This window comes from Stenotrophomonas sp. FR010 (assembly GCF_047520755.2).
Taxonomy (GTDB): Bacteria; Pseudomonadota; Gammaproteobacteria; order Xanthomonadales; family Xanthomonadaceae; genus Stenotrophomonas; species Stenotrophomonas sepilia.
Window position 1 is genome coordinate 1 of the sequence record NZ_JAXBQT020000012.1, and the last position, 12,583, is coordinate 12,583.

9 protein-coding genes are annotated in these 12,583 nt (G+C 56.5%); 7 read left to right on the plus strand and 2 right to left on the minus strand.

Translation table 11 applies throughout. The annotated features are described in order from the left end of the window. Nucleotides 1-417: 417 nt before the first annotated feature. Nucleotides 418-1,032 carry a hypothetical protein gene (locus ACM0PK_RS12125; protein ID WP_049455259.1) on the minus strand — a complete coding sequence of 205 codons (615 nt, stop codon included), beginning with the start codon at nucleotides 1,030-1,032 and terminating at the stop codon, nucleotides 418-420. Nucleotides 1,033-1,113: 81 nt separating this feature from the next. Here ACM0PK_RS12125 and ACM0PK_RS12130 point away from each other — a divergent pair, with 81 nt between their 5' ends. From ACM0PK_RS12130 to ACM0PK_RS12150, 5 genes are all read left to right on the plus strand, one after another. Beyond that, nucleotides 1,114-1,365 carry a hypothetical protein gene (locus tag ACM0PK_RS12130; RefSeq protein WP_414607273.1) on the plus strand — a complete coding sequence of 84 codons (252 nt, stop codon included), beginning with the start codon at nucleotides 1,114-1,116 and terminating at the stop codon, nucleotides 1,363-1,365. A 1,352-nt stretch (nucleotides 1,366-2,717) separates the two neighbouring features. After that, complete coding sequence (locus tag ACM0PK_RS12135) at nucleotides 2,718-3,290, plus strand: hypothetical protein (RefSeq protein WP_372486403.1); 573 nt, start codon at nucleotides 2,718-2,720, stop codon at nucleotides 3,288-3,290. 236 nt (nucleotides 3,291-3,526) lie between these two features. Continuing rightward, the gene (locus tag ACM0PK_RS12140; protein ID WP_414607272.1) at nucleotides 3,527-5,176 is read left to right on the plus strand and encodes a hypothetical protein; all 1,650 of its coding nucleotides are present in this window, start codon (nucleotides 3,527-3,529) and stop codon (nucleotides 5,174-5,176) included. Then, a complete protein-coding gene (locus ACM0PK_RS12145; RefSeq protein WP_372486405.1) occupies nucleotides 5,173-6,138 on the plus strand; it encodes a hypothetical protein in 966 nt (321 codons plus the stop codon). Before ACM0PK_RS12140 ends, ACM0PK_RS12145 begins: the two co-directional genes overlap by 4 nt. Before the next feature lie 1,607 nt (nucleotides 6,139-7,745). Next, nucleotides 7,746-7,973: a DUF3653 domain-containing protein gene (locus ACM0PK_RS12150; protein WP_414607271.1), complete on the plus strand. Its 228-nt coding sequence runs from the start codon at nucleotides 7,746-7,748 to the stop codon at nucleotides 7,971-7,973. 232 nt (nucleotides 7,974-8,205) lie between these two features. On the opposite strand, the gene ACM0PK_RS12155 is transcribed toward ACM0PK_RS12150, so the two are convergent. Then, nucleotides 8,206-10,914 (minus strand): ATP-dependent DNA helicase, encoded by a 2,709-nt coding sequence (locus ACM0PK_RS12155; protein WP_414607270.1) that lies wholly within the window; start codon nucleotides 10,912-10,914, stop codon nucleotides 8,206-8,208. A gap of 814 nt (nucleotides 10,915-11,728) precedes the next feature. Between ACM0PK_RS12155 and ACM0PK_RS12160 the strand changes: the two genes are divergently transcribed. Both ACM0PK_RS12160 and ACM0PK_RS12165 read left to right on the plus strand, forming a co-directional pair. Then, nucleotides 11,729-12,085 carry a hypothetical protein gene (locus ACM0PK_RS12160; RefSeq protein WP_260364712.1) on the plus strand — a complete coding sequence of 119 codons (357 nt, stop codon included), beginning with the start codon at nucleotides 11,729-11,731 and terminating at the stop codon, nucleotides 12,083-12,085. Then, nucleotides 12,086-12,556 carry a hypothetical protein gene (locus tag ACM0PK_RS12165; RefSeq protein ID WP_414607269.1) on the plus strand — a complete coding sequence of 157 codons (471 nt, stop codon included), beginning with the start codon at nucleotides 12,086-12,088 and terminating at the stop codon, nucleotides 12,554-12,556. The last annotated feature ends 27 nt before the right edge of the window (nucleotides 12,557-12,583 follow it).

A 12,583-nucleotide genomic window follows, 5' to 3' on the forward strand; every position in this document is an offset into this window, starting at 1 on the left:
GGCATGGTTCCGCTGGCGGCATGTCACCGGTAGAGTTCGAAAAGCGCTACGCGCAGAGCGGCGACTGAGTGTCTATGGAACTCTGGTCGGTCCACCTTCGCCTCCGTGTCTAGCCCCTGACCGGCACGACACATGACCTATCCAGCTGCTTTTCGGATCCTGAGGATCCGTCCTTTGCTGCGCCTCAACGGAACGATCGAGCGCGTCGAGACGCTTCAGGCCAAGTGCGGCGCATGTGGGGACGAGTCACGCATGTTTCGGGGATGCGGACTTGCCGATGTAGAAGGTGGCGTCGAACTGACTTGCCCAGCCTGTAAGGTGACAGAGACATTGTCTACCGACAGAGCCTGGAACCTCTGGGGGAAGCAGATGAAAAGAGACAGGATCTTGGCGCTGGCGGGGTTGACGCCCGAAGATCTAGATTTGACCTAGATCCTGAATCACCGCCTGGTTCTCGCGCAGAACAGTCGCCAAAAGTCGGCCGCCCGCCACCTTGCGTCCTACTTGCCCATTGAGCCAGGCCGCTTGAATCTTGCCAGATGCCAGTACATCGGCAGGATCAAAGCTATCCGGTCTGCCAACCAAGGGCTCTCCAGGGGACGCCAATCCGCCGTCAAGTGGCTGGACTATCGCTGGTCGGTCGTTGCTGCTCTTGGCATAAGCGGTGGCCATCATTCGGCTATGTTGGGGCGACCAGCCGCCGACCAAGATCTCAGAGCCAAGCTGGCCGATGGGAAGACCAGCCGCCGCAGCCGCTTCTTCATAGCTGGGCCACAGGCGATCAATCACGGCCCCCATCTCAGCGAAGAGTTGTTCCAGCCTAAAATCCGAGCGGTAACTGGCCTGGAGAGTGAGCTCGAAGACTCGAATGAAGAACTGAGTTGATCCGCGCGTTGCCAGAACCAGGTTGTGCTGTGGGATAAGGAGTGCCTTCGCGCCAGCCGATGTCACGCCAGTTCTGGCGTCTTCGGCCAGGGTGTCCACGGCAACCAGGAGCTGGTCAGAACGCAACAGAACGTTGAGGATGCTCATCAGGCTAGTCCAAAGGTCTTCGCGAAATATGGCTGAAGCCCCGTCCCTTTGTCGATTCCTACTTCGAGAATGATCACCACAATGGAAGATATGCTACAGCGACTCTCAGCCTGCGAGTGCACACTGGAGGCGCATCGCGGCTACCTAAAAGCGTTCGAGTATGGCCTCAGGATCATGATCATCACACACCCTGATCCTGATCAGCTCGGACGCGCATGGGAGAAGCTAATCCCCAGCATCCTCGAAACCCATGCAGATGGGACCAAGCCCATGTTCATGGAGGGCTTTACACAGGCAATAGCACTTCTCACTGAGCAAATCGGAGATCTGTGAGGACCCGGCCAAAGTTCGCAGCCTCGATAACGCACGCTTATCGGCACGTTGAAGGATGGCGCAGTCCTAAAAATGCGCATTCGCCCTGGCATCGTGGAACACCCACGGCCGTTACGTCCTCTTCATTGCAGGCTGTGGCTGTTGGTCGCTGCTTGATGAGGTCAATGGATGAGCAGTGCCATCGAAAAGCCGAGTTGGTGCAATTTCTAAGTCTGTGTAAGGGCAATTACAAAGTATCTACATGGCAAATTTTTCGCAATTTATTCTATTGCAATCAATGCTTTAGGCCTATTGCAGGCGATGGCGCGCACAGGTAGAGTCGATGGTGCGCGACAGTGCGCCCCTGACCGCGACTGAGCACGGCACATGTCCGAAGACTCGCTCGAGACGAAATACCTGCGCACCTTCGGTGCCGTCCTCTCTGCTGCTCAGACGGCCCGGGTTCTGGGTTACAAGAACACTGCGTCCTTAGCTAAGGCGCGTGCACGGGGGTCTCTGCCCTTCCAGATGTTTCTGTTGCCCAGGCGGCGTGGATGGTTCGCTGACACTGTCGATGTAGCGGCCTTCGTCGGTTCCGCGAAGGCATCATCCGGGGGCTAATTGCCCTTCAACCCATCAGGTTTACCCAAATATGAGCTGACACCGCCTCTCTGAACCCCGGAAATGGAAATGCCCCCGTTCCAGCGGGGGCATTTGCCTCTCGATAGAGCGAGAGGTTGAAAGCACTAAACGTCAGTGAGTTTAGGCTCCGGCATTTCCTCCGCAAAGTCAAGCCGCCAGTGATGGACGGCCAGACGGTCATTGCTTTCACACACGGCGGCAGCCGCCGGCGTGCGGGAAGGTTGCGACCTGATCGGCCCCTTTCTTCGCGGCATGGCTCCAAAGAGCACTTCAGCCGGAGAAAACAATGTCCTCAGGAGCAACCTACCCGGGAGCTCTCGACACCACCCGGGGCAACTATCGCAGCCCACGCCGCACCAGCATTTCTGGGACTGCTTGCTGTAGCCATCGAAATTGGCTCGTTATCATTCCGAGCTGCATCTCGCGCCAACATTCGGTAGTGACTGTCGCGAGCGATGGCATTCATCGCAGCGCCCAGTGCGCGCCCACTAACGATCATTCGAGGTGCAGAACCTGTGTCGCTTCTTCGGCTGCTGGGTCCCATGCTGACCGCCAGCCGCCCACTCAGCGGGAGGAGCGTCATGAATAGCCCTCCCAGCCTGTCAGCTCCTGAATTGGGTGGCTCACCCTTACTGAGCACGCAGGCGTATGCGCCCCGTCCGCTTGCACGTGCTGAATCCACGAGACTGGACACGTACAACTACCACTCACCAAGGAATGATCACCGGCTAGTGACCGTCGTCGAGCCGTGTCGCTTGGCCTTGGCGCTGGACCTGGAATTTGACCCCAGCGTCGCAGCTTATGTCGAGCGCCCTCGTACTCTATTGGTGCGTGACCGCATGATTGAGCTCTGCTTCTGGGTCTCCAGGAAATCTGGCGCCGAGAGCTTCATCGTATTCCGGAGGCAGGCCGTCGCGAGCGTTCCGGCACTTCGCGCCGAGCAGCAGTTCTGCTCTGAGCTATTGGAAGCTTCACAGCGTGCGGGTCTGAACCTGGTGATCCGGAAGGTCCAGTCCATTCTGGCGTCGCGAGTGGCCAATGCAACGCGACTGGAACTGTTGCCTTACGTCCAGGCAGCGAGACGCTCGCGAGGAGTCACTGTCTTTGTTGAAGCGGTGATGGCACACATGAGAAAGAACCCCGTGAGCTCATTCCATGCAATCGAGACAAGCCTTCGAACAACGTTCGACTGGCGTGATATTCGCAGTGCGACATGTCTTCTTGTGCATCGTGGCGATCTTGAGATCAACTTCAATGAGAGGCTCCGGACCTCGTCCCAAGTTTCGCTGGGAGCACCCCAATGAGCGGGGTGAGTCGCGAAGACTTACTGTCCTGGGATGTTGTTAGTCCTAGAGGGTTGACGTCAGGACAGCTGAAGTCCTACGAGACTCGCGTTGAGGCAGTTCACGCCGTCGCCGCCGGGTCGTCAGTTGCCTCAGCTGCGAAACGTCACGGACTCAACGCGAAGACGCTTGCATTGACAATTCGAAATGCACAGCAGACTTCCCCGGATGGGCGGCCGTGGGGTTGGCGCGCCTGCTTGCCCTACAAGGTACGGAATGCCAGCGAAAGGGCTGCCGAAGACTTTCCTGTTGCTGCGGGACCGGGAGCATTCAATGCGTTCCTAAGAAAACTCCCGGAGTTCAAAGAGTTGCTCATCAGCTACGCTGGCCCACTGCCTTCGAGAAATGCGCGCAGCCCCAAGTTTGATCGCTTCTTCAAATCACTGAAGAAGACTGTGCACAATTTGGTTCCGGCAGATCGCTATCCAGCGAACGATAAATCGTGCGCGAGGAGAAGCATCCTGCAGTACCTGAAACGACTGCGTCAAGGCTCTCTGTTTGTAGATGATGGCTTCGATATAGAGGATGCAACCCTCGCCAGCCAGCTGAACGAGGTATTTGCGCTACAGATGGGGGACTGGGTGCAGTTCGATGGACACGCGTTGGACACGAAGTTCTGTGTTGAAGGTGAGGACGCTGATGGAAACCCGTTCTTCCAAAAGATCCCGAAGACCTGGTTGATAGTCGGCTACTTCGCGCTACTGAGGCTCTGCAGCAGTTGGAGGCTCTCCTTCTCCACCAACTACAATGGGACCGAGTTCAACGCGGCATGTGCAGATAGCTTGCGGGAATGGCTTGCTCGTGACCTCGTCGCGCCCTCAATGGACTATGCGCCAGGGGCGTGCATCGGATCCCTCCCCGCCATCGGTTTTGTAGCTACGGGGGCAATTACGAGTGTGGACAATGCAATGGCTCACAAGTTGCAGGTCAATAGGGCTCGGATGGCGTCCGAGCTGATGGGTGTCATCCATTTTGGGCATAGCCGTGTTCCTGAGACGCGTGGCCATCTGGAGGCTTGGAACAAGCGGATGGAAGAAGCGGTGATCAGAAAGCTGCCAGGCGGGTTCCGACCAGCGGGTCAGTTGTCAGACGCGACCAAAACGAATGGCTTCAATTTCGAGAATTTCCCATTGCAGCCAACTGCGCTCGAAGATCTCATGGATGTCACGATATCGGCTTCTAACGTATCGCCGATCAACACGCTCCAGAACCGTACGCCAGTGCAGGCAATTCAGTCTTTTGCGGCGTCTGGCGGGTGGCTGTTTGCTACCAAGGATCACGAGAACCGCGCTCGGTCACTTTCCAAGCACAATTTCACCGTAACCATTCGAGGCGATCGAAGTAAAGGGCGTCAACCCTATGCGCGACATGAACACGCAATATATCGATCCGCCTCCATGAAGAACAGGTGGGACCTTTTAGGCCAGACATTCGCGGCAGAGGTCGACATCCACGATGGAAGGTTCCTGTACCTCTACACCTCGTCAGGAGAGCTTTTCGTAGTCCTGAGGGCGCTCCGGCCTTGGGGCCGTTCACCGCATAGCATCGCGCTTAGACGGTTGATCCATCGCCGAAGTCGAGCGGATGGATTCGAGATCAGCGGCGCAGAAGACGCGGTCGCCGCGTACAGGGAGCATGTAAGGAAGAACTTCAGCTCAGAGCACGCCACTGCACTTGCTGCAACGCGACACCGTAGGGATCTCGATGCGCCACCTGAGACTGGACCGATGGCTCAGGAAGTGAGGCTACCTGTGGCCGAGATCGCCCTACCGCCAGTCCCCACAGAGGACCTATTCGTGCCCATCACCGGCCGGGTCAATTTGGGCAGGAAAGGGGCAAAGCAATGACCACGTTCAACTACAAGGGAGAGCCCATCATCCCGACCCGCGGCATGGAGGATGCCCTGACCAAAATCATCTCCGCACTTGAGGTCGACTACCGAGGTATCGGCTTCCATTCGCTGACACGGTTTGGCAAAAGTACGCTCGCGCAGTTCATCTGCGCCAACACTGAATGGACCGAATGTAAGTACGTGGCCAAGCAGGCAAACCTCCGGGTGCTTGGCCCTGGTGAGTCCGCATTCCTGGACTGGTTCATTTCACAGATCGGTTCTCAGGTGATCTCCCAGCAATCTGCAGATCGAAAGATCGAGAGGATCGTGAACACCATTGATCTGATGCTCAGGGCCGCCGGCGGAGGATCGCTATTCTTCATCGCCGATGATGCAAATCTGCTGGAGCAAGCTGCCTTTCAACACTTCATCACAGTAGACAACGCGCTGGAGAAGAGGGGCATCTCGCTCTTTGTGATCTTCTTGTTTCAGGACAATCACACCTCAAGTCGGCGCGAAGAGATCAATAGAATCACGGTAACGCCTCAGGTCCGTGGACGGTTCTTGACCCGTTACCACCGCCTGCATGGCATTCGAGGGGCTCTGGACGTTGAGACGTTCTTGGAGCGCTTCGAGGACGAGGTAGAGGCGAGCCCCGGGGCCGGGGTCACCTTGCCCAGGAGCCTCGCACCAGAGCTCTACGACGGAAAGTTTCGCTTGCGGCATTTCAGTGAGCAGATCTGGAATGCCGGTTGCAGCTGTCGTGCTGCAGCCGGGCACTCTAGTCAAGATGAGTGGCCTGTAAAGGCTATGCGCCTGATTGCGTACTACTTGGCGACCAGAGTGATCTGCAAAGGTGGCTTCAAGGAGGTCACATCCAATGACATTGAAATGTCGGTCGCCTTCTCAGATCTTGCTGCATTTGATGGCGAATCTGGAGCGCTGACTTTCACGGCAGATGGAGGCTTCAATGGATAGCGAAGGCGAAATCAGAACTGTAGCCCACCTACCACCAGCGTGGAGCGCGGGCATATCCCCGTTCGGATTCGTCGTTCAGACACTGAGATTCAATAGCCTTTATTGCAGTGATGGGCATGGTGCGTTCGGCATCCGTCCAAGGTACAGCGAGGATCTGTGTCGTCAGCTCTGTCTCTCCGCAAAGACCAGAACTTCGATTGCGGCAAGAATTCCTGCTGCGTCTGTCCTCGCACCGCTGTGGCAGCCAACTGTTTGGCAAGTCTTCAGCGGTTCTGCGACGCACTGGCGTCCGTATCTGTCGGGGTGTACTGAGTGCATGAAAACTGGGTATCACTCGATGTTGTTCCAGATGCCTTGGGTCAACCGGTGTCCCTGGCACTCGCACCCCCTCAGATCCGAGTGCGAGCATTGCTCCAGACCGCTATGGAACGGCTTTCGCTCCGATGCCCCTCCCCTGCTCTGTCCATGCGGGCATGACCCGGTTTCGAGCCGGAACACCATCGACGATGAAGGTAGGATCGAGGCACTTCGCGCCAGCTGGATCAAGCGATACCTGCGCTGGGCCGGAGCCAGCCGAGGTCGCCGAATGCTTATCGGGCTGGCGGATGATTTGACGTCTGCCGAGGAGGCCACAGTCCTGTTCCGCGGCAGGGCATACCCTTGGTACCGATCGCAGCACGTTTCATCGGATGTGCTCATCAGAACGTCTAACGTACGTCACGGCGAATCCGTCAAAGCTCGCTCCCATACGGCCGAGTTCGCGCGCCTCGCCCCGTCCATGGGGCCGGGGCGTGACTTCTTTCTTGAGCTTCCTCAGGCGTTTGAAAAACCGATGGCGCGGGTGACGGCTTCAGTTGCGGCGAAGTTCCGTGAGTCTAGCTTCTCGGCACGTGAGCGAGCCTGCCTGGGCTTGCCTGAGGCCTCTGAAGGTGGGCAGCCATTCTCCCGGGCCTCGATTGTCTTGCTCCCAGCCTACCGGGTCCGCAAGCAGCTATTCCTGGATGGCCGCGTACTAGGTCGGCCCACACAGGCGGCCCTAAGGGAAATCGCCGGCGCAACGTCCGCACTCGCGTCTGACAGCCCTGCGATCGATGCTCTCGCGCGGGCATACGAGCGGGTACTGGCGCGCGGCTTCGCGTGCTCCGCCCTTCACTTGCTGGGCCGGCTTGACGGCTCTGTTACTGATGATGAGGCCGCACTGATCCGTCCAGTGGTCATGATCAGACATAGAAGGAGCTCGTCGTTTCTGACTTTGGCGTGGCTGGGCTGCGCCGGCAAGGTGCGAAACAGAGGCGGCGGTCAGATGTAGTTGATCGAGGGCCCTTCCCTGCCAAGCGTGGACAGCCATTCACTAAATTGGTTGAGATGCAGAATTGTCTGCATTGCATCTCCAGGGGGCGGCATTGTCTGCATGTGTCATTCCACTGGAAGGAATGTCTGCGATTGGCCTCATAGGCCCAGAATGATCTGCGTTGGGTCTTGGAGCTGGTGGCGCTTCGGTAGAGTTATACCCAAAAGAATCAGTGGCTTACCTTGCCCTCAAATCTCTGCGACGAACATGGCTCTTGCGTCCCTGCTCGTTCTCCCGCCAAGGATAAGCTCGCAGCATGATCAAGATGGATCCCCACGACCGCATAGATCTAACCGGCCCTTCGGCCGGTTTCGGATTCCAAGGTGGGCACATGTTCACGCCCGAAGGTCATCAGCTGGAGCCATGCGACATGGCCTGGTGGTCCCTGACCTGCAACATTGCACGCGAATGGCGGCTGATGATGGCTGAGGCGGCTCCACGGGTCTCGCTCTCCCCAAAGAGCATCCTGCAAGGCGAAATCTAGCGTCATCTACCTAGTCGAAGCCCTCAGAATTCGCCGAGAACGACAGTCCGACGTGATCCCGGAGGAACTCGCGAACCTGATCAACGGCCGTATTCGACCTTGTACATGTGGCTTCAGTGTGTTGCCTTTGTGCTCCTCTTGGAAGCTACGACCACCATGCAAGCCGTCGTAGAGGAATTGGCAATAAAACGTCCGGGATCTTCGGCTGGTCAAGTCGAACAGGCGAGCGCTCTCAAATGGAAGGCTTTTGCACGGGCACTAATCCTTTCCGGACTGAAAGAAGCTGGACGTCCTTTGGGTTAACTGTGCGCTTAAGATTCTCAATGACTTTGCGCTGAGTCTCCGGGGTCCAGAAGATACGCAGCACCCGTTTGGAGCGAGTGATTGCTGTATAGAAAATGCTGTGAGTCAGGTCGTCTTCGTTGGCGTCGGTTACGACAACCTTCACGGAGTCATACTCCAGGCCCTGTGCCTTATGAATAGAAACGGCGTATGCAACCTGAAATGGAACTACATTCTGCGCTTCGTCGTCATCATCGTCGCTGGTATCTTGGTCGGTGACTGAGAAACGAATGGTTGAATCGGCAACCCACTCCAGTTCGGTGCCAGCAACATCCATGGCGGTGAGAGGTCGATCTACCTGGACGTCAAACTGAAGTGACTCCAGGTTCTGCTGCATGGCTGTGATTCGACCTTTAAGATTATTATATAAAACGGGGCGAAACCTTCCGGAGTCGTTGAACAGGACTGGGTCGCCAACTTTGTAGGTTGCTTCTCGCCAAATAACGGCAGGATTCAGGTTTCCGCTTTGCAGAAATCGATTTATGTTATTTATTCCATACAGCCCATCATAATTAAGACAAAGTATGATCTCGTCATCACTTGCGCGTTGAAATAACGTGCTGTCTAAAATGCTTGAGTAGCCATTTTTCGCAATGACCTCATCTATATCATCTTCAATGTGCCTAACCTTGTTCCAAAGGCGCAGGAGGGGTTCGCTGCTCGTTCTAAAAGGCGTAGTTAACTCGAATACGGCACTCTCCGGAAGGAATGAGCGAATAACCGAGAACCAGTTTCCGAACTGAATGGACTCAATTTGGTAGACGTCACCCACAAGAACGAGAAGTTTAAAGGAGGTCTTTTCGAGCACCTTCAGTAGTGCTGAATTGCTGACCGTACTACACTCGTCGATAATAAGTAGATCATATTCAACGCCCAGTCTCGCCTGGTGTATATGTTTGCTGACCGTTCGGAACGTCGCATTCTGAGTATTGACCTTGCGAATGAGGTTGTCGATCGCAGGGTGTGTATGGGCGAGGAATAGTTTGGTCTTGTCGCCAAAGAAGTTTGCGATGTGATCGACCATGGTTGATTTGCCCGTGCCTGCTGCCCCATAGATTAGGGCTACCTTGGAATCGGAAAAGAGGCGCTCAAGGGCGTCTTTCTTAACCGGGTCATCCACATGCTGCGACGCTTGCTGAAGCCATCGCGAAATTGCACTACTGTATCCGGCCAACCCTCCACTTGCTCTAGCTTGAAGCTTCTTTACGATCGTTGCCGTCTCTTCTTCGTAGCCGCGAATGAATACGTGGCCCTTGTCTTCTTCGATCGTTCGATGGCTATGTTTGTAGTACAAATTTCTATTGTGTTTATCCGCAAGCTCTCTGATGTCACCAAATGATTTGAGCTCTGCTGCGGCCGTGTATAGCATTCCATACTGCTCGACGTTGATGTGAACTCTTCGCGCCATGATTTCGTGCTTCCGATCGCCCGCGCCTATTGCCTCTATGAGATCAGAAAATCGAGGGTTATGGTCCACAAGCGAGGTGCAGAATGGCATTGTCTCAAATGGTATGCAGCCAAATTTTAGGTGTAAATTTGAAAGTGGAGCGCATGGTTCCGACGAGTACTGTCCACGAATCACTGAGTTCTGCAGTCGCAGAATGAGGTAGCGGACGAGATTGTGGCCAGGTAAAGATCCACCAACTATGCGGCGTGCTTCGTCAAGAATCGGGTAGATCGCCAAACGGGTATCGGTGGATTTAGAAACAAAGCGCGCGGCATGATATGAGTACTGATCCATCTCCATTAGGTCCAGTAAACTTCCCTCGGTTTTGGTTAGCCACTGATTTAGGTGTCTATATTCTGCCGATGCGCCGGACACCTGACTATGGATGCCAAGAATTCGCCCGAGATTCTTTAGCTCGCAAGGCCTAATAGATACATCCCAAGCCCTGATGATAGTGATGGGCATGTCCTGCTCCAGGACGCGAATTGAATCACTCTGAAGGACCAGGTAAGCGGAGTAGCTGTCGTTAAGATCTATGTCAGTAAAGGCAATTACTCGATTAGATTTGCTTGATCGATCAGTAGCGCGATTAAAGGTAACTTCATAGTAGATCCGCCCGTCTGCAAAGAATGGTCGGATTTTGTGGATATAGTATCTGGCGCCGCGCTCGCGATCCACGCGATCCCCAGCAGTCCGCTCAATTCGCTGAGCTATTTTACGATGGTACTCTCGTAGCGACGGATCGAGATCGAACGGGAAGCGCTCTAGGTTCTCCAGTATGTCGATACCGCACGCGCTACGCATCAACGTCCTCAGGCGGTACATGTAGCCGTAGTACTTGAGCATCAGTCGCTCTGAAGAATCACCATCAAGCGTGTAGTGTGAGGCGCTCGCCTGGAGCAGGCGATGAAAGCGGGCAAGGAAACCTAGTTTCCCTTGGCTGCGAACATAAGCTTGGGCGGGCTTCACTGAGTCGTAAGTAAAAGTCGCGGCGCCTCCGCCTTGGTGGAGATATACCATTGCACCCTCTACGAGGTTGCGAAGTTGTGCAAGCACATTCTGAGAGAGTAGCGGGCGCTGGCCGCCCAGTGCGGCGATGTTTTCACAAATGGCTGCACTTGAGCGAATTACCTGATCTGCTACGCTTGCCATCTACTATTCCTTCAGTTCGGGGCCGTCGAGAAATAGTAGCTCATTGTCAAGTGGCGATGATACCTATTCTATTGTCGGAATATTTGGCGATTTTCGGTTTTAAGTTAGACGGGCCATCGTTTCATCAGTGCGCAATAGTCGCTTTGCGCATAGCGCCGTTTGAACTCCAAATTTGAAAGCTGCTTCGTCGAGGACCAGGGGCGCCTGTCGTTCGTTCACCGGGCTCGGGAACCTTGCGTTTCCATTGAGCAGATCTGCGAGTTGATTGTCGATGCCCAGCGCTGGTCGCGGCACGCGCGCAACCACAATGCCGCATGGCTGGAACGGACCAAAGCCGCGTTAAAGCGTCACTGACACTGGGATGTGCTGGACGGGCCTGTCGCATTCGCCTCGCTCACCGCCTCGCCGGGCAGATGCCGACACTCGCTAGGCTTGGACCACGGACATCGCCGATAGCGTTGCAGCGCAAGGCTCCAGCTTCGTTGCGTCATATGCAACGATTCTGAAAATGTTGAATGTGGTGACGGCATCGGCCTTACTGCATTGGCATCGCGCACAACCGGGCGTATTTCTTTGCGTGCCACCGAAAACGGGTGGTCGAGGCCTCGAAATCCTCGGTTCTGCAATCGTAAAAAGCGCTTGCCAGTCGGCACCACCGCCGCGTGGTGCCGACTGGCAATCCGTCAGCCGGCTATGGCGGACGGTGCGTGGAGGCCTTGTGCCTGCCGGTCTGATTGCACACCGGATTTCGAGCCACGCATCGTCCGCCACCTTTATCGGTGGCGGCTTCTGCCTGCACGCAAGGAGCCCCGCCATGACCCAGCCCCACTCCCCTGCCCCGCACCCCATCCACGACGCGTCTGCGAACAGCCCCGCGCTGGATCCGAACACCCTCATTGCCCTGCTGCACAGCATCGGCGCCGGCGCCGCCTCCGATGGCCAGCCCTGGCCTGAGCGCCACCAGATGCCGGGCCGGCGCATCGCCTTGGCGGATACCGACTGCTCGCTGGCCGGGCTTCGCGTGGTCCTGGAGATTCTGCTGGCCGCGCAGCGCGCCCGCGAGAACGGCGAGCTGGAGCAATACGTCGGCCCGCGCGTGATGGAGGGGCTGATCATGGCCGGAATCGGCCTTACCGCACACGCCAGTACCCGACTGCATCCGGAGGGCTGAGTGGCCTGGTGGCGCTGGGCGGCCACCGCGCTCTGTCTTGTGGTGGTGGTTGCGGCACAGACGCAGTGGCCGGCGCCGCCCAAGCCCTCGCCTATCGGTTTCCACAGCATCCCCGGCGATCGCTTTCTGCAGTTGCGCCGCCAAGCCATGCAGTTCGTGGAGGCTCGGCCACGACAGGGCTTCCAGTTCGTTGAGCGGCGCCGAGATGCCGAGTTCCAGGTTCATTGCCGAGGCATACCCGTGCTGTGGCTGGAGAGGCGCTCGCAACATCTGCTGTTGCAGGTCTCACTGGACGCGAAGCAGCGGGCGCCTGCCGTTATGCGGTTGCGGGCGCTCCTCGAATGGCAGTTGGAGCCGTTGGATTACCTGGAGCAGGTACTGGCTGACGTGCCGGAACCTGTTCTGTTGGATCGGGTGCTGCAGATGTTCGGGGGCGAGGTGCCTGAGGGCGCGCGATGTGGCCCACACTAGTCACCTGCGCGACAGGCATTGGTCCAG